General features: G+C 60.2%; 22 protein-coding genes and 1 pseudogene. 12 read left to right on the top strand and 11 right to left on the bottom strand.

Going from position 1 to position 15,275, the window contains the following annotated elements; all coding sequences use genetic code 11:
* The coding region (locus ASC90_RS03085; protein ID WP_056535269.1) for an efflux transporter outer membrane subunit at positions 1-1,521 on the top strand (1,521 nt) is incomplete at its 5' end.
* 258 nt (positions 1,522-1,779) lie between these two features.
* Positions 1,780-2,004 carry a hypothetical protein gene (locus ASC90_RS03090; RefSeq protein ID WP_056535271.1) on the top strand — a complete coding sequence of 75 codons (225 nt, stop codon included), beginning with the start codon at positions 1,780-1,782 and terminating at the stop codon, positions 2,002-2,004.
* A gap of 82 nt (positions 2,005-2,086) precedes the next feature.
* Here the strand turns inward: ASC90_RS03090 and ASC90_RS03095 are convergent, their stop codons facing one another.
* The 3 genes from ASC90_RS03095 to ASC90_RS03105 all read right to left on the bottom strand — a co-directional run bounded on the left by ASC90_RS03095 (position 2,087) and on the right by ASC90_RS03105 (position 4,018).
* On the bottom strand, positions 2,087-2,932 hold the full coding sequence (locus tag ASC90_RS03095; RefSeq protein ID WP_082519781.1) for an aspartyl/asparaginyl beta-hydroxylase domain-containing protein: 846 nt from the start codon (positions 2,930-2,932) through the stop codon (positions 2,087-2,089).
* Between the two features lie 167 nt (positions 2,933-3,099).
* Positions 3,100-3,441 carry an SMR family transporter gene (locus tag ASC90_RS03100; RefSeq protein WP_056535272.1) on the bottom strand — a complete coding sequence of 114 codons (342 nt, stop codon included), beginning with the start codon at positions 3,439-3,441 and terminating at the stop codon, positions 3,100-3,102.
* Positions 3,442-3,457: 16 nt separating this feature from the next.
* The gene (locus ASC90_RS03105) at positions 3,458-4,018 is read right to left on the bottom strand and encodes a TetR/AcrR family transcriptional regulator (protein ID WP_056535273.1); all 561 of its coding nucleotides are present in this window, start codon (positions 4,016-4,018) and stop codon (positions 3,458-3,460) included.
* Between the two features lie 147 nt (positions 4,019-4,165).
* On the opposite strand from ASC90_RS03105, the gene ASC90_RS03110 reads away from it, so the two are divergent.
* Together ASC90_RS03110 and ASC90_RS03115 are read left to right on the top strand one after the other, a co-directional pair.
* Positions 4,166-4,555, top strand: a complete 390-nt coding sequence (locus ASC90_RS03110) for a group II truncated hemoglobin (RefSeq protein ID WP_056535275.1) — start codon at positions 4,166-4,168, stop codon at positions 4,553-4,555.
* Positions 4,556-4,563: 8 nt separating this feature from the next.
* A complete protein-coding gene (locus tag ASC90_RS03115) occupies positions 4,564-4,932 on the top strand; it encodes a DUF423 domain-containing protein (protein ID WP_056535277.1) in 369 nt (122 codons plus the stop codon).
* Positions 4,933-4,937: 5 nt separating this feature from the next.
* Here ASC90_RS03115 and ASC90_RS03120 read toward each other — a convergent pair.
* From ASC90_RS03120 to ASC90_RS03145, 6 genes and pseudogenes are all read right to left on the bottom strand, one after another.
* Positions 4,938-5,255, bottom strand: a pseudogene (locus ASC90_RS03120) (VOC family protein).
* Entirely contained in the window at positions 5,256-5,570 is a 315-nt protein-coding gene (locus ASC90_RS03125) for an antibiotic biosynthesis monooxygenase (RefSeq protein ID WP_056535279.1), read from the bottom strand.
* 11 nt (positions 5,571-5,581) lie between these two features.
* Entirely contained in the window at positions 5,582-5,851 is a 270-nt protein-coding gene (locus ASC90_RS03130) for a hypothetical protein (protein ID WP_056535280.1), read from the bottom strand.
* On the bottom strand, positions 5,848-6,255 hold the full coding sequence (locus tag ASC90_RS03135; protein WP_056535285.1) for a DUF2325 domain-containing protein: 408 nt from the start codon (positions 6,253-6,255) through the stop codon (positions 5,848-5,850). The genes ASC90_RS03130 and ASC90_RS03135 overlap by 4 nt, the downstream gene beginning before the upstream one ends.
* Before the next feature lie 113 nt (positions 6,256-6,368).
* On the bottom strand, positions 6,369-7,658 hold the full coding sequence (locus ASC90_RS03140; protein WP_056535287.1) for an energy transducer TonB: 1,290 nt from the start codon (positions 7,656-7,658) through the stop codon (positions 6,369-6,371).
* A gap of 60 nt (positions 7,659-7,718) precedes the next feature.
* Entirely contained in the window at positions 7,719-8,162 is a 444-nt protein-coding gene (locus ASC90_RS03145; protein WP_056535288.1) for a hypothetical protein, read from the bottom strand.
* A gap of 140 nt (positions 8,163-8,302) precedes the next feature.
* On the opposite strand from ASC90_RS03145, the gene ASC90_RS03150 reads away from it, so the two are divergent.
* From ASC90_RS03150 to ASC90_RS03180, 7 genes are all read left to right on the top strand, one after another.
* Positions 8,303-8,485, top strand: coding sequence for a hemin uptake protein HemP (locus tag ASC90_RS03150; protein ID WP_056535289.1), 183 nt, complete (start codon positions 8,303-8,305; stop codon positions 8,483-8,485).
* Between the two features lie 9 nt (positions 8,486-8,494).
* Entirely contained in the window at positions 8,495-9,547 is a 1,053-nt protein-coding gene (locus ASC90_RS03155; protein ID WP_056535290.1) for a hemin-degrading factor, read from the top strand.
* A 7-nt stretch (positions 9,548-9,554) separates the two neighbouring features.
* The gene (locus tag ASC90_RS03160) at positions 9,555-10,448 is read left to right on the top strand and encodes a hemin ABC transporter substrate-binding protein (RefSeq protein ID WP_056535704.1); all 894 of its coding nucleotides are present in this window, start codon (positions 9,555-9,557) and stop codon (positions 10,446-10,448) included.
* Positions 10,449-10,450: 2 nt separating this feature from the next.
* Positions 10,451-11,563 carry an iron ABC transporter permease gene (locus ASC90_RS03165; RefSeq protein ID WP_056535291.1) on the top strand — a complete coding sequence of 371 codons (1,113 nt, stop codon included), beginning with the start codon at positions 10,451-10,453 and terminating at the stop codon, positions 11,561-11,563.
* Positions 11,564-11,573: 10 nt separating this feature from the next.
* Positions 11,574-12,365 carry a heme ABC transporter ATP-binding protein gene (locus ASC90_RS03170; RefSeq protein WP_056535300.1) on the top strand — a complete coding sequence of 264 codons (792 nt, stop codon included), beginning with the start codon at positions 11,574-11,576 and terminating at the stop codon, positions 12,363-12,365.
* Positions 12,366-12,505: 140 nt separating this feature from the next.
* Positions 12,506-12,868: a DUF883 family protein gene (locus ASC90_RS03175; RefSeq protein ID WP_200950834.1), complete on the top strand. Its 363-nt coding sequence runs from the start codon at positions 12,506-12,508 to the stop codon at positions 12,866-12,868.
* A gap of 9 nt (positions 12,869-12,877) precedes the next feature.
* On the top strand, positions 12,878-13,279 hold the full coding sequence (locus ASC90_RS03180) for a phage holin family protein (RefSeq protein ID WP_056535304.1): 402 nt from the start codon (positions 12,878-12,880) through the stop codon (positions 13,277-13,279).
* 79 nt (positions 13,280-13,358) lie between these two features.
* Here the strand turns inward: ASC90_RS03180 and ASC90_RS03185 are convergent, their stop codons facing one another.
* Together ASC90_RS03185 and ASC90_RS03190 are read right to left on the bottom strand one after the other, a co-directional pair.
* Positions 13,359-13,913, bottom strand: a complete 555-nt coding sequence (locus tag ASC90_RS03185; RefSeq protein ID WP_056535306.1) for an RNA polymerase sigma factor — start codon at positions 13,911-13,913, stop codon at positions 13,359-13,361.
* A gap of 9 nt (positions 13,914-13,922) precedes the next feature.
* Positions 13,923-14,126: a NepR family anti-sigma factor gene (locus tag ASC90_RS03190; protein ID WP_056535707.1), complete on the bottom strand. Its 204-nt coding sequence runs from the start codon at positions 14,124-14,126 to the stop codon at positions 13,923-13,925.
* A gap of 253 nt (positions 14,127-14,379) precedes the next feature.
* Here ASC90_RS03190 and ASC90_RS03195 point away from each other — a divergent pair, with 253 nt between their 5' ends.
* Positions 14,380-15,174, top strand: a complete 795-nt coding sequence (locus ASC90_RS03195) for a response regulator (RefSeq protein WP_056535307.1) — start codon at positions 14,380-14,382, stop codon at positions 15,172-15,174.
* Positions 15,175-15,275 lie beyond the last annotated feature (101 nt).

Genomic DNA, 15,275 nt, shown 5'->3' on the forward strand with positions numbered 1-15,275 from the left:
GCGGGCTGCGTCAGCGGCCCGGATCATGTGCCCCCGGAGATGCCGCTACCGGCGAAGTTCAATGAGACCGGCCAGAAGGACATCGGCGACGTGTCGACGTCGACGTGGTGGACGGCCTATCGCGACACCCGGCTGAACGGGCTGGTGGCTCAGGGGTTCGATGAGAACCTTTCGGTGCTGCAGGCGCTRGAACGCATCAACGCCGCCGCCTCCGGCGTCACGGTCGCCGGTGCCGGATCGCTGCCGGGCCTGCTGGTCGGCGCCTCGCAGACGGCCAGCGGCAACCTGGGCAGCCTCAGCGCCACCAATGCCGCCACCAACACCAGCCAGGGCAAYGCCAACGTCTCCTGGCTGCTCGACCTGTTCGGCCAGTTCCGTCGCTCGAAGGAAAGCGCCCAGGCTTCGCTCGATGCCGCCTACTCGACCGCCGATGTCGCCACGCTCGCCTATATCCAGGATCTGGTGAACTCCTACATCGACCTGCGCTTCTTCCAGGAGCGTCTGGCCCTGTCGCGGGCCAAYCTGAAGTCGCGCCAGGAAACCTACGAGCTGACCAAGTTCCAGCTGGAAGCCGGCGCCGCCTCGCGTCTCGACGTCGTCCAGGCCGAAGGTCTGGTGCAGGCGACCCAGGCCGAAATCCCCGGCCTCGAGATCAACATCCGCGTCTCGGCCCATCACATCGCCACCCTGCTCGGCAAGCCCGCCGGCGCGCTGCTYGGCGAACTGCTGAAGCCCGGCCCGCAGCCGGTGTTCCGCGGCTCCATCAAGTCCGGCATCCCAGCCGACCTGATCCGCAACCGGCCSGACATCCGCGTCGCCGAGCGCAATCTGGCGGCAGCCACCGCCAATATCGGCGTYGCCATCTCGCARCTCTACCCGACGATCACCCTGTCGGGCGCCATTTCGCCCTCCTAYGTCAAGGTGGCCGGCGTCAGCGGCGGYAGCCTGACCAGCTGGTCCTTCGGTCCGACRCTGACGCTGCCGATCTTCGACGGCGGCCGCCTGCGCGCCAATGTCGACATCTCCAAGTCCGACGCCAAGACCCAGTATCTCGCCTGGAAGCAGACGGTTCTCGGAGCCGTCGAAGAGGTCGAGAATGCGCTGTCGGCGGTYCGCCGCGACGCGCAGACGGTGCAAGCCCTGCGCGCCCAGGTCAAGACGACCCAGGAAACGCTCGAGCTGTCGACCGCCAGCTACAAGGACGGCGCCTCCTCGCTGCTCGACGTGCTCGACGCCCAGCGCCAGGTGTCGCTCCGCCGCGACGCGCAGACGGTGCAAGCCCTGCGCGCCCAGGTCAAGACGACCCAGGAAACGCTCGAGCTGTCGACCGCCAGCTACAAGGACGGCGCCTCCTCGCTGCTCGACGTGCTCGACGCCCAGCGCCAGGTGTCGCTCGCGCAGGCAAGCCTGGCCGCCGCCGTCCAGCAGGTGGCAAAGGACTACGTCTCGCTCAATGTCGCCATCGGCGGCGGCTACAATCCCGGCGGAAAACCAACCGTCGCGCCGCCAAAGGAAACCTGAAGACGGCGCTGTTTACCATGATTTTACTTGCCGGATTTCACGCGCTCCCGCGCGGCTGACGTTGAGCGCGATTCTCAACCGAAACGGCACATATTAGATGTGAATAAAGTACCATAACAGGTCACGCGGAATGGCCGCCTTCCTTTTGATCCAACCGCGCCGGCCGCGTTTCACTTGGTATCTCGCGCTTAACCTTGTTGACTAACCACTTCATTAGCAATCGATTGAAAACGCCCACGGTTATGGCAATTTGTGTCCATGACAAACATCAGCTCTCCGAACTACAGCGCCGAAGACATGGGACGCTCGCGGGAATGCGAAGCGGTTTGCAATGCGGCGATCAACGACGTGGTCCGTCGCGCGGTAGCGGCGGGTTGGCGTGAAGAGGAAATAGCTCTTCATCTGGCAGACGCCGCGGAGAACTATGTGATCTATCTGGCGACCAAGATAAAGCGCCGATTGCTTGCAGCCAACAACAACTAAGGCGTCGCGGAACCGGGCTGATGCATTGCATTCGCCACCGTGGAGGCGCCAGCCAGCAAGCCACGCAGCCGCGCGCTTCACTCTAGTCCTGCGGCCTGTTTCTGAAAGCCTCCGCCTCGGCGTAGAACTTCTTTTCCCATTCCTTGTGGTTGTCGAGACCTTCGCGGATGAACGGCGTGAAAACGGCGAGGTTCATCAGCGCCCAGTTGACAAAGCGGGCAGGAAACTTCAGCGGCTTGACGAAATCGACAAACAACACGACACGCGTCTTGTCGGTGTGGTTCCAGGCTTCGTGCTCATAGGCGTCGTCGAAGATCAGCGCCTTGCCTTCCTGCCAGTGGCAGATTTGGTCCTTGACACGAATGGCGAGCTTGTCCGCCGGTTCCGGTACGATCATGCCGACATGCAGGCGCAGCACCCCGTTGTAGGGACCGCGATGCGGCGGCAGGTGCTTGCCTGGCTCGAAGATCGAGAACATAGCCGTCTTCAGGCCCGGAATCTTCTGCACCGCCTGCCATGTCTGAGGGCAAGCCTTGATGTTTTGTTCCGACTTCACGCCGAAGCCGACAAGGAAGAAGGTCTTCCAACCGGCATCGGTGGATATCGTCTTCACGTCAGTCGAAATGTCCTGGAATGTGGGAAGCTCGCTCTGCCGCACCAGTACGCGGTCCAGTTCGCCGCGAATCTGCGGCCAGGCTTTTTCTATTTCTGCGGCCCAGGGGAAGGTTGCCGTGTCGTACACCGGCGGATTGCCGAGTTTGGCATATTTGAAATTCAAGCTCTCCGCCCAAGCGACGATGCTCATGAAGAAACGCGTCACCGCACTCGGCCGGTTCATCGGCGCGATACCGGAGGTACCGAAGGATTGTCCGGTGGTGTCGGGAGCAGTTGCCTTGGAAGGCGGGGCGTCGGCCGTGCTGTCTGTCATGGATCGTCCAATGCGTCGCGGTGCGAAAACTATCTAAAGTGCATCAAGATATGGATACGCCCGCTCGTTCCGCAAGTCCGGCAATCCGTACGCGGTCAAAAGTCGCAAGGAACCGCCGTCCCCTGCCCGTTTGCCGCGACGCCAGATACGTCCTCAAGCGACCAAGATCAATGGGTAACGGACTTCGAGAAGAGATTGACGACAAGCACGCCTGCAATGATCAATCCCAGCCCGATTATGGCCGGCGCATCAAGCCGCTGCTTGAAGTAGACAAGCCCGACGGCAGAAATCAACACGATGCCGAGCGCACTCCAGACAGCATAGGCGACGCCGACAGGAATGACCTTGAGGGTCAAGGACAGGCAATAGAAAGCCGCCGCATAGCAGATGACCAGAATGAGCGTCGGACCGATGCGCGTGAACTGCTGCGACAGTTGCAGCGCCGTCGTGCCGATAACCTCAAGCACGATCGCAGCGAAAAGCAGCGCATACACAGCGACTGGAGCCATGGCGAGACAGGTCCTTCTACTTGTTGGTCAGTTCGACGAGGCGAGCGACCAGCGCCCCGCGCTCGTCTCCGAGCGCATGGCTGCCCAGCATATCGGCAAGCCAGATGCCATCGGCTGCAAATCGTACGATCTGTGCATCGATCGACGAATCCGTGCCGATGTACTCGTCAGTGCGCAATTGCACCCACACGCGCCATCGATCGCGGAGGCGCGGCTCGGCAAGGAGTGCGATGGTTACCTGCGCCCAGTGCGCCGCCTCGTCGGGGCTGTCCTTCAGGTCTGAAACGGCATGCAGATAAGCACGACTGAAACGACCGTGTGAATCAGGGTCCTCGCGCATGCGTCTGTCGATATCAGCGTCGAAACGCTCGAGCAGGCTCTCGAAAAGAGCATCGATCAACGCATTCTTGGTCGGGAAATGGTGCAGCAGACCGCCCTTGCTAACACCCGATGCACCAGCAACGGCATCGAGCGTCACCGTTGCTATCCCCTGCTCCATCGTCAGGCGTGCGGCGACGTCCAGCAACTGCTGGCGGACGACGATTGGCTGCTTGCGGCGATGATGAGCGATGGACATCCGTATAAAAGATACCGTCCAGACGGTTTTGTCAAGAAATATCGACGCATGCTCCGTGCGAAGGCGCGAAATGCCGCGCCTCGCTGCGAACGGTTGCGATTGCCGCTGTCACGGTGCATGAAGTGTTGGGCCTGAAGGACTGGAATTGTGACGGAAGAAGCTACTACACTTTACCAGGCGATCGGTGGCCAGGAGACGGTGCGCGCCCTGGCGCACCGATTCTACGAACTGATGGACACGTTGCCGGAAGCGCGGCATGTCCGCGCCGTTCATCCTCCGACGCTCGACGGCAGCGAAGAGAAATTCTACGAATATCTGACTGGGTACCTCGGCGGCCCGCCGCTCTACACCGATAAGCGCGGCCACCCCCGGCTGCGGAGCCGGCATTTCGTTGCCGAGATCGGTCCCGTCGAGCGCGACGAATGGTTGGTTTGCTTCCGCCGCGCACTGGATGAAACGGTTGCCAATCCGAAGCTGCGGGAGATCATTTGGCAGCCGGTCGAGCGGTTGGCCCACCATATGCAAAACAGGCAATAGGACAGGCCATGAGCTTGAATAGACGCACTGTGCCGCTTTTCTACGTCCTCGCCGGTCTCCTCGGCTTTGTTGGCGTCGCTCTTGCCGCAGCCGCGGCGCATGGCGGCGGCGATGCGCATCTGGTGGCATCCGCTTCGGCGATGTGCCTCGCACATGCGCCCGCCCTGCTCGCCCTGGCGATAGGCGCCGAAAGACTGCGGACCGCATGGCTCGCCGGTCTGCTTATCGGCGTCGGCACGCTTCTGTTTGCGGGCGATCTTGTGATGCTGCGCTACACTGGTTCAGGCCTGTTTCCACTGGCAGCGCCAACAGGCGGCTTCGCAATGATGTTTGGCTGGCTGGCGATAGCCGCCGGCGGGCTCTTGCGGCCGACCTGAACTATTCACTTCAGCGGTATGCGGCCAAATCGGAGCAGGTTCCCGTGCGGGTCATGGATGTGGAATTCCTCCATACCCCACGGCCGCAGTTCGAGATCGGTAAGTTGCGGCACGCCCACTGACGTGTTTCTGCAAAGCGACTGATCGATCGTGCGCTAGAAGTGCAGTTCCATCTCCCTGCGGCGAAGGATCAGATACTTCGGGGGCTGGTGAACGATCCTGTCGAAGCCACGCTGGTCACGATAGAACAGCAGTGTCTCGTCCAGATCGAGAGAAGGCAGGACAGGCAGGACCTCGATACGATCGGGATCCGGCCCGCTCACTCAGATACCACCGACGACATTGAACCCTTCGAAGACCGGCGGGGCCTTATACATGGCCTTGCGGTCACCGGCATTGCGGTGTGCAGCTCGAAAACTCTCGGATTTCGTCCAGTTCACGAAGTCTTCCTCGCTCTGCCAGACCGTATGCGAGCAAAAAAGGGTGTATGCCTCGTCGGCATTCGTGCTTCCCCGCAGCAAGCGAAACTCGACGAACCCGGGAACCTGCGACAGGCTGGAATCCCTGTTTCGCCAGACACTCTCAAAATCCGCCTCCGAGCCGACGGCGACCTTGAAGCGATTCATCGCGATGTACATGGAAGCAATCCTCACGCTTTACGTTTGCCACCCGCACGCACCGGCGTGAAGGCTACGACATTATTGCCGTTTGCAGCCTCCAGTCCAAGCGGCTTCTCGGGCTGCTGGCCGGGCATCCTTGCGTCCCATACCGGGAACTCCGCGACATTCGGATATTCCCGCCGCCGCTCGGCATTTCTGAGCAATAGATCGTAAAGCTCCGGCACAAGGCCGTCACCGTTTTGAGCGGCGAGCTTGTGCAGGCCGATCATCATGAACCCTTCCGGGCGTTCTTCGTTCATCGGGAATTGTCTCGTTCGTTCATGGTGTGCAGCGCACGCTCCAGGCTGGATTTGCTGCCGTTGCGAAGCGGTATGAAGGTCTTGCCGAACTTCTTGCAGCCGGTCTTTACGCGCAGGCAGGCATCATGGCTGATACAGTCGATCGGGCAGAACACGCAGTCGACGGAGGGCAGGACGGTGTCGATGCGGGAAACTGCTTCGCGCAAGCCGCCGTCGTGATGGATCAGCTCGGCTCCAAAATTGCTTGCGATCTGACGAAGATGCGCCACCTGGCAATCCCGGCCGCCCACATAGAGGAAGCTGCGACCATCGAGTTTTGACCGCCCCGACGCCTCTTGCGTCATCACTATATCCGCACCAACGCGGATATCGCGGTTGGAACCCTTCTTCGCCTTCCGAGCCATTTACCACCCATTCGCTCGTTGATCGTCACACGATTCCTGCGTGTGCAAGGCGGACCTTATTAAACCTGATTTTTATAGTAAAGTATAAAGTTGATTATTTTTATCATATTTTATCATCGACCGGTCACCTGCACCTCCTGGGTGAAGGACCAGACGGGCTTGCCCCATTCGGCAGGCAACGGCGGGAACGGAGCCGCACGCCGCACACCCTCGACAACCGCGCGGTCGAGCTCCGGAATTCCAGAACTGCGCGCCACTGAAAGACCACTCAGGCCACCTGAACCATCGATCGTAAGACGAACACGGACGCTCATGGCCGCGCTCATTCGCTTGTACTCGGAAGGCACCTTCACCGCGCGGCGAATTCGCGACTGGACCTTGCCCGGATAGTTGGCGACGGCGGCACTGCCGGCTCCGCCGCGGCTGCCGGCGGCCGATGAATTCTGATTGGAAGCAGCGGTCGCGCTACCGTCGGACGCACCTCTTACGGAGTCTTGGCTGTTTTCGCCCTTGGAACCTGCCTTCTTCGACGGCTCTCTCTTTTCTACCGGCTTGGGCTTCTCGACCGGTTTTTCCGCCTTCGGTTTTGCAGCCGGCTTTGGCGTTTGATCCGGCTCCGGTGCAATTTCGACAGGCTCGGTCGGCTGAACCGGCTTCACCTCTTCCGGTGCAGCTTCGGCAACCGGTGGCACACTGGGCGGAAGCTCGGCCGGCACTTGCGTCGCCATCGGTTGCACCACGGCCGTCTCGGCAGGCTGTTGGGATACCAGAATCTCCGGCTCGGCGGCGACCGCATTCTCGGGTGAAACGCGTGTCACCTCCTGTGACGGAACGACAACCTCGGTCTCCGTAGGCTGAACTTCCGTCGGCACACTCGCAGCCGCTTGCATCGTCTGCGGCTGAACGCTTTCAGCCACGATCTCCTCGGGCTTTGGTTCTTCGGCCTCCTCGCCCGCAGAAGCCTGGTCCGCCTCTGAATCTCCGAGAATGACAACGCTTACCGCTTCGCCGGCCTCTTCTACCGGCTCATACGGCGCGACGACGAAGCCGACGACCAAAACAGCAACGAGAGCCGCATGGCAGATCAACGAGCCAACGCAGGCCATGGCGACGACACGTTTACGGGACTTGCCGGGCGACGCTGGCTTTTCGATGCCCGCGTCCATTGGCGGCGCAGCATTCTCGCCGCTGCTCGCACTCCGGGGATCCAGCGGAAAGGACTCGATCAGAGCGAGGCGCGCATAGTGGAGGGACACTTCCGCGGCGGGCTGTCGCGGCGCATTGTGGAGATCCGACAGTTCATGCCCCGGATGCATGCCGGGATTGTTGTCGTTCATTAGCCCGCCTGAGACCGGCTCCTCGATGAGTACGTGTCTCGCCCTCGACTTTGCTGAAACTGCCATATGCGCCTGCCTCGACCAGTTGATGCGAAAGCTCGCCGGAGGTCATCTCCCGCGAACCACTCAACCCTCGAAAGGAACGGAAACCTGTGAACGGGTCACAAGACCCTTCATGCACTCGCCAGCTGCGGGGCCATCACAAACGGGCGTGTCGTTGATCAGCACGCGCGTGAGGCTATCGCACTTGACGTTCGGCATATCGAACTGACGAACGCGCTTCTTGCCCTGGGGCAGATCGCGGAAGTCAAGGACGGTAACGCGATCCACGGCATTCCTGTCGTTGAAGAAGGCGAGTTCGAAGGAGACCTTGTTGATGGGGGATGCCAGCTTGTTGAGTGCAACGAAGGTCATCATGCAGCCCTTCTGCGACGGGGCAAGACCGTTCAACTCTACGTCAATCCCTGCGGCCGGCGCAGCCGCTGCGGCGTCCTGCGCGCGAACCTGCGACACCCCGGTAACCGCCATGAGACCGCCAACCATGAGCGCCGCAAACCTGCCAATCGACATTGCACTTCTCCAGTAATTTCTAAAACTTGAGTTTTGAACTCCGCTATTGCGTGTTTAAAAAATGATGACTATGAGAGTCAAGATAATTGTAGGAAAATGGGGTGTGCAGCTCCATCTCAAGCGGAACAAGCCAACCGAAAATGATGGTTGAGAAGCCAGACACATTTAAGCATGCGCCTCTGCAACGCGAGCCCGCGGCAGAAGTACGAACTCTGGAAAGCACCGACATTTTTCGCGGAGCGACAGAGATAGCGATCCGCCACGAGGGGGCGGTGTACCGCATGAAAATCACCCGACAGGGCAAGCTCATTCTTAATAAGTAAGGGTAGGATATGACTGAGAACACCAAACCGGCTCCGGCCGACATTCGCGCGTTTCGCGCAGAAAATCCGAAGATGCGCGAACGCGACATCGCGGCTCAGCTGCAGATTTCCGAGGCAGCGCTCGTCGCCGCCGAAGTCGGCATCAGCGCCACGCGTATCGATGGCAGCGCACTGAAACTTCTGGAACGCGTCGCCGAACTCGGCGAAGTCATGGCTCTATCGCGCAACGAGAGCGCGGTCCACGAGAAGATCGGCATCTACGAAAACATCAATTCAGGCCCGCACGCATCGATCGTTCTGGGTGAAAACATCGATCTCCGGATCTTCCCGAGCCGCTGGGCGCACGGATTTGCCGTCTCGAAGAAGGATGGCGATCAGGAACGTCTCAGCCTGCAATACTTCGACAAGGCAGGAAATGCGGTCCACAAGGTCCACCTGCGGCCCGCCTCGAACGTCGACGCCTACCACGCGATTGTTCGCGATCTGAAGCTCGATGATCAGTCGCAGGAGTTCGCTGCCGAGACGGCATCCTCAACCACCGACGAGGACGGCGACGTCAGTCGCGACGAACTGCGCGACCACTGGAGCAAGCTCACCGACACGCATGAGTTCTTCGGTATGCTGCGCAAGCTGAAGATCGGCCGTCGCGCAGCGGTTCGTACCGTCGGCGAGGACTACGCCTGGAAACTGGACAACAGCGCGACCGCCGATATGATGCATGCGTCGGTCAAAGCCGGACTGCCTATCATGTGCTTCGTCGCGAACAACGGCATCGTACAAATCCACTCCGGCCCGATCTTTAACGTCCAGCCGATGGGTCCGTGGATCAATGTTCTCGATCCGACTTTCCATCTGCATCTGCGTCAGGACCACATTGCCGAGACCTGGGCCGTACGAAAGCCCACCAAGGACGGCCACGTCACATCGCTCGAAGCTTATGATACAAATGGCGAGATGATCATCCAGTTCTTCGGCAAGCGTAAGGAAGGTAGCGATGAGCGTACCGACTGGCGCGAGATCATCGAAAGCCTGCCCAAAGCCAACGCCAGCGTTGCAGCCTGACGAGGAGATGACGATGCGTAGTGAATCACGCGGCATGATACGTTGGACGGCGGTGCTTACAGCGGCGGTGGTCGCGTTGCCGCTGACGTTTGCGTCCGCGGCCAACGCCGAGCAGATGGATACGACCCGCCTTGTATCCGTGGGCGGCGATGTGACCGAAATCATCTTCGCTCTCGGCGAACAGGATCGGCTGATAGCGCGCGATACCACGAGCATGTATCCGGAGGCGGCTTTGAAGCTGCCCGACGTCGGTTACATGCGCGCGCTGTCGCCGGAGGGCATTCTGGCCATGAACCCGACGGCGATCATCGCCGTCGAGGGATCGGGACCGCCCGAGGCGCTGACCGTTCTGAAAAGTGCAAGCGTTCCGTTCGAGACTGTGCCCAACGCCTATACCCGTGACGGGATTCTGGCAAAGATCGACAAGGTGGGGTCTCTGCTCGGTCGCGAAGAAAAGGCGAAGGCCCTCGAAGCGAAGGTGAGTGCCGATCTCGATGCGGTGATTGCCGATGCCGAGAAGCGCCCGGAAGGCGAGCGCAAGCGTGTCCTTTTCATCCTCAGCATGCAGGGCGGAAAAATCATGGCGTCGGGCACCGGCACGGCGGCCGACGGCATCATCAAGCTTTCCGGCTTGGTCAACGCCGTCGGAAATTTTCCCGGCTACAAGCCGCTGACCGACGAGGCGATCGTCGAGGCGAAGCCTGACGTAATCTTGATGATGAACCGTGGCGACGGCGCCTCGACGAAGAACGACGACCTTCTCAAGCAGCCGGCCCTTGCCCTGACCCCCGCCGTACAGAACAAGGCAATCATCCGCATGGACGGCCTGCACCTGCTTGGCTTCGGTCCGCGCACAGCAAGTGCCGTGCGGGAATTGAACGCGGCGATCTACGGGAGCTGACAATGGCTCTGCAGGACGCCATGGGACAGAAGCGCACAATGTTCTCGCTGACGAACCTCCGGGAGAGACACCACACCGGCGATCGCACGAGCATCGCCATCGTGGCGATCGTGCTGCTGGCGATGGGCTCGGTGTTGTCACTGCTCTTCTCGGTGACGACAGGCGCGTCCAATGCATCATTCGTGGACGTTATCGCCAATATGGCGGGCTCGGCCGACGCTCTGAACGTCCGTGACCGGATCATCATCTTCGATATCCGCATGCCACGTGCCCTCCTCGGCTTCCTCGTGGGCGGCTCGTTGGCCGTCTCCGGCGCGATCATGCAGGGCCTCTTCCGCAATCCTCTTGCTGATCCGGGCCTGGTCGGCGTTTCCGCCGGTGCAAGTCTTGGTGCCGTTGTGATGATTGTGCTCGCCACGACCGTTGCGGCACCTCTCTACGCCCTGCTTGGCATCTATGCCCTGCCGATCGCGGCCTTCGGTGGCGGTCTGGCAAGCACCTGGCTGCTTTACCGGATAGCGACCGGCAACGGCCAGACTTCCGTTGCGACGATGCTGCTCGCAGGTATTGCGCTCGGCTCGCTCGCCGGCGCCTTGACCGGACTTCTCATCTACATGGCAAACGACCAGCAATTGCGGGACCTGACATTTTGGGGAATGGGGTCGCTTGCAGGCGCAACCTGGGCCAAGATTGCAGCCGCCGCCCCGATCATACTCCTTTCCTTCGCGACAATGCCCTTCATGGCGCGTGGACTGAACGCGATTACGCTCGGCGAAGCCGCTGCTTTTCACATGGGAATTCCGGTGCAGCGACTGAAGAATATAGCGATCGTGAGTGTTGCGGCTGCGACCGGTGCATCGGTCGCCGTCAGCGGCGGCATTGGCTTCGTCGGCATCGTCGTGCCGCATGTGTTGCGTATGTCGATCGGGCCGGACCATCGTTTCCTGCTGCCGGCCTCCGCGCTTCTCGGTGGTTCGCTGCTGATTTTCGCCGATGTTCTCGCTCGCACCATCGTTGCCCCGGCGGAACTGCCTATCGGCATTATCACGGCTGCCGTCGGTGGCCCGTTCTTCCTCTGGATTTTGTTGCGGCAACGCTCACGCCTTGCCCTTTGAGTGACATGCAATGATCGAAGTATCCGGCATTTCCGTCCGTCTCTCGGGCAAGCCAATCGTGCGCGATATCAGCTTTACGGCGAAGGCCGGCGAACTGACGGCCATTGCCGGTCCGAACGGGTCCGGCAAGACCACGACAATGAAAGCTATTTCCGGCGAACTCGCATACGACGGCTCCGTCAGCCTCAACGGTCGCGAAGTCAGCGCGCTTCAGCCCTGGCAACTCGCAGCGACGCGCGGCGTGCTGCCACAGGCAAGCACCATTTCCTTTCCTTTCACCGTGCGCGAAATTGTCAGCATGGGACTGACGGCCGGGCTCAACCGCAATCCTGAACGGGCAGAGCAAACGGCGGCAAAAGCGCTGGCGGCGGTGGATCTCGGCGGCTTCGAGGGCCGCTTCTACCAGGAGCTTTCCGGCGGTGAGCAGCAGCGCGTACAGCTTGCCCGCGTCCTCTGCCAGATCTCCGACCCCGTCATCGACGGCAGGCCATGCTGGCTGCTGCTGGACGAACCGGTGTCGAGCCTCGACATCAGCCATCAACTCACCATCATGACGTTGGCGCGCCGGTTCTGCGAAGGCGGCGGCGGCGTGATTGCTGTGATGCACGATCTTAACCTGACGGCGCTGTTCGCCGACCAGATCATTCTGATGAAATCGGGCCATCTTGCCGCGGTAGGCGGTGTTAGCGATGTCTTGACGGACGAAACGATGCAATCGGTCTTTGGCTGTGCCCTGCGCATCAACCAGATCCCCGCCGACGGCACGCCGTTCGTTCTTGCGCACAGCGCCGTTCGCGCCTGACGCAATCCTGCGTAGCGGAACTTTCGGCCATTGGCCGCGTTAAACAAATGATGATTGGGTCATTGCGGGCAAACTATCTTCGTGCAAACTTCCCCGCGGGCCCTGTTTTGAACCAGGCGGCTTGCGTGCGCGCCTAAAAGATGGAGAAAATCGTGGCCTCTTCGCTCCTCCACCCCTTTCGTAGCCGCCGGAACGGCAATGGAACGCTCCACAGCATCGAATCCACCATCGAGGACCAGATCGAATCGCTTCGGGACGAAATTGCCGCTCTGACAAAGGTTGCCGGCAAACAGTCACGCAAGCATGGCGATAAGATTCGATACCAGGCGGCGGCCGGTTACGACGACCTGCTCGCTCGTAGTGAAGACCTGCTGCATGAGCTGCAGGACGGATATCTGCGGGGCGCCGATGAGGTGCGTAACACCGTGCGCCGCCACCCGATCGCGACCGTTGGTGCAGCTGCTGCCTTCGGGCTCGTCCTCGCCCTTCTTGCCCGCCGCTAAGGAGGCTCGATGCTCTTCCCAATCCTCAGCATGCTGGTGGGCACGAGTGTTCACCGTACCGTTGCGCGGACCAAGCGCAACGGTATTTTCATTGCCGTCGCTCTGGTTCTTTTGCTCACGGCCTATGGCTTCGCCGTGCTGGCAGGCGCCATATGGCTCGCCGGCATCTACGGGCCGATTGGCGCAGCACTATTCATTGCAGCCGCCGCGGTGCTTGTCGCTATCATTGTCCTTGTTGTCATGATGGTGATGGACGCTCAGGAAGAACGCCGGGCGAAAGAACGCCGGCAAACGCTGGAATCGCTGGCTGCGGTCGGCATCGGCCTTGTTCGGTCCCAGCCGCTTCTCACGGCGGGGGTACTAGCCGCGGTGGTCGCGGCCAATCTGATGGGCTCGAAGCGCGGCGATTGAACAAAGCTGGAAACCGTTCGGCAATGCAAAAACCGGCGCCTCACGACGCCGGTTTTTTTAACCCCAGGCAAAGGCCTGATTAGAATGCGAATGCCTTCGATGTCAGCGGAGACGATGTCGCGTCCGGCCCGAAGTCTGCCTCGCCCGAAATCTGCAACAGCTCCTGCAGTCGCTGACGGGCCCGGTTCACCCGGCTCTTGATCGTCCCGACGGCGCACCCGCAGATCTCTGCCGTCTCCTCGTAGGAGAACCCGGACGCGCCCACGAGAATAATTGCCTCGCGCTGATCGGCTGGAAGCTGGTCGAGGGCTTTCTTGAAATCCTGCAGGTCGAGCGCGCCGTATTGCGCCGGATGCATCGCCATGGATTCCGTAAACAGGCCATCGCTGTCCTGGATTTCGCGGCCGCTCTTGCGCATCTGGCTATAGAGTTCGTTCCGCAGGATCGTGAAGAGCCATGCCTTCATATTGGTGCCCATCTCGAAATGGTCCTGCTTGGCCCAGGCCTTCATGATGGTGTCTTGGACCAGATCGTCAGCACGGTCATGCCGACCGATCAGCGAGATGGCAAACGCGCGGAGACTTGGCAATGCCGCCAGGAGTTCGCGCTTGAAGCTTGGTTCCTGCTTTTCCATCTAGCCACCTTACTTCGCAGCTTTGGCCGAAGCCATCAGCTCGGCCTGATCAAGTTTCTCAAGCAGGTCAAGAAACCGGTCGGGAATCGCTTCGTCCTGCACGGCGGAATACAGAGATCTCAAGCGCACGCCGATCTGACTGTTTGGATCGAGCATGTCGCTAGCGCGCATCTCCAGCCGCTGCTGATCATTTTCATTTTTACGTGTTGTCATCAATTTCACTTCTTGCCTGTTGTCCCTGAGCTCGATGCAGCAATTGCCTGGAAGGATAGGTATTTTATTTGCCGGGGTCAGCCAAACCGCAAGCATCTTTCGGCATCATGAATAACGACGGCGAGCCCTCCACTGGTAGCCAAGAGAATGCATACGCGAAAAAAAAGTTCCTCGGCTTGAGGAACTTTTTTCCATTGCTGTGCGTTTGAAGCCCCATTAGAGCCGGTGACCGGCCTATAGACGGGAGCTTTCAATGACACTTTCTACTCGAATTGCGCCGCATCTTCCCTACCTGCGTCGTTATTCCCGCGCGCTTACCGGCACACAGACTTCTGGCGATGCTTACGTTGCCGCTGTTCTCGAAGCCATCATTACCGATATTTCCATTTTTCCGGATACGGCTGATGACCGTGTTGCCCTCTACAAACTTTTCACCGCGCTGTTTGGTTCCGCGACGGTTCAGATTCCCGAGCCCGCATCTCCCTATGCGTGGGAACAGCGTGCGACGCTCAACCTTGCCAAGGTTTCGCCACGTGCACGCCAGGCTTTCATTCTCGCCTCGGTCGAGAACTTCCGGGTCGGCGAGATTGCCGAAATCCTCGATCTTGACGAGCAGGAGATCGTCGGGCTTCTCGACAGCGCCTCACGCGAGATTTCCCGTCAGGTCGCCACCGATATCATGATCATTGAGGATGAGCCCCTGATCGCCATGGATATCGAACAGATGGTTGAAAGCCTCGGCCATCGCGTCACGGGGATCGCCCGCACACACGCGGAAGCCGTAGCGCTCTACAACAAGACCAGGCCCGGCATGGTGCTGGCAGATATTCAGCTCGCCGACGGCAGTTCGGGCATCGACGCGGTTAACGATATCCTGAAAACGGCCAGCGTTCCGGTCATTTTCATCACCGCTTTCCCAGAGCGGCTTTTGACCGGCGAGCGCCCCGAACCAACATTCCTTGTGACGAAGCCCTTCAACCCGGATATGGTCAAAGCATTGATAAGCCAAGCACTTTTCTTCAATGAGTCCACCCGGGCAGCAGCCTGATCAGACGCCCAGCCGTTAAGGAACAAAGCGGAAAGGGGAGCGTTTCGGTCAATCTGTAACGCTTCCCCCACGGCTTAACGGTTTTTGCAGTGCGTATTTCT

It is taken from the genome of Rhizobium sp. Root1220, from assembly GCF_001426265.1.
Lineage (GTDB): Bacteria > Pseudomonadota > Alphaproteobacteria > Rhizobiales > Rhizobiaceae > Rhizobium.

Bases quoted from the DNA above. Each gene is read 5' to 3' on its own strand.
- ASC90_RS03090 (WP_056535271.1), top strand. From the start codon at position 1,780: ATGACAAACATCAGCTCTCCGAACTACAGCGCCGAAGACATGGGACGC.
- ASC90_RS03095 (WP_082519781.1), bottom strand. From the start codon at position 2,932: ATGACAGACAGCACGGCCGACGCCCCGCCTTCCAAGGCAACTGCTCCC.
- ASC90_RS03100 (WP_056535272.1), bottom strand. From the start codon at position 3,441: ATGGCTCCAGTCGCTGTGTATGCGCTGCTTTTCGCTGCGATCGTGCTT.
- ASC90_RS03105 (WP_056535273.1), bottom strand. From the start codon at position 4,018: ATGTCCATCGCTCATCATCGCCGCAAGCAGCCAATCGTCGTCCGCCAG.
- ASC90_RS03115 (WP_056535277.1), top strand. From the start codon at position 4,564: ATGAGCTTGAATAGACGCACTGTGCCGCTTTTCTACGTCCTCGCCGGT.
- ASC90_RS03125 (WP_056535279.1), bottom strand. From the start codon at position 5,570: ATGTACATCGCGATGAATCGCTTCAAGGTCGCCGTCGGCTCGGAGGCG.
- ASC90_RS03130 (WP_056535280.1), bottom strand. From the start codon at position 5,851: ATGAACGAAGAACGCCCGGAAGGGTTCATGATGATCGGCCTGCACAAG.
- ASC90_RS03135 (WP_056535285.1), bottom strand. From the start codon at position 6,255: ATGGCTCGGAAGGCGAAGAAGGGTTCCAACCGCGATATCCGCGTTGGT.
- ASC90_RS03140 (WP_056535287.1), bottom strand. From the start codon at position 7,658: ATGGCAGTTTCAGCAAAGTCGAGGGCGAGACACGTACTCATCGAGGAG.
- ASC90_RS03145 (WP_056535288.1), bottom strand. From the start codon at position 8,162: ATGTCGATTGGCAGGTTTGCGGCGCTCATGGTTGGCGGTCTCATGGCG.
- ASC90_RS03150 (WP_056535289.1), top strand. From the start codon at position 8,303: ATGATGGTTGAGAAGCCAGACACATTTAAGCATGCGCCTCTGCAACGC.
- ASC90_RS03155 (WP_056535290.1), top strand. From the start codon at position 8,495: ATGACTGAGAACACCAAACCGGCTCCGGCCGACATTCGCGCGTTTCGC.
- ASC90_RS03160 (WP_056535704.1), top strand. From the start codon at position 9,555: ATGACGATGCGTAGTGAATCACGCGGCATGATACGTTGGACGGCGGTG.
- ASC90_RS03165 (WP_056535291.1), top strand. From the start codon at position 10,451: ATGGCTCTGCAGGACGCCATGGGACAGAAGCGCACAATGTTCTCGCTG.
- ASC90_RS03170 (WP_056535300.1), top strand. From the start codon at position 11,574: ATGATCGAAGTATCCGGCATTTCCGTCCGTCTCTCGGGCAAGCCAATC.
- ASC90_RS03175 (WP_200950834.1), top strand. From the start codon at position 12,506: ATGGAGAAAATCGTGGCCTCTTCGCTCCTCCACCCCTTTCGTAGCCGC.
- ASC90_RS03180 (WP_056535304.1), top strand. From the start codon at position 12,878: ATGCTCTTCCCAATCCTCAGCATGCTGGTGGGCACGAGTGTTCACCGT.
- ASC90_RS03185 (WP_056535306.1), bottom strand. From the start codon at position 13,913: ATGGAAAAGCAGGAACCAAGCTTCAAGCGCGAACTCCTGGCGGCATTG.
- ASC90_RS03190 (WP_056535707.1), bottom strand. From the start codon at position 14,126: ATGACAACACGTAAAAATGAAAATGATCAGCAGCGGCTGGAGATGCGC.
- ASC90_RS03195 (WP_056535307.1), top strand. From the start codon at position 14,380: ATGACACTTTCTACTCGAATTGCGCCGCATCTTCCCTACCTGCGTCGT.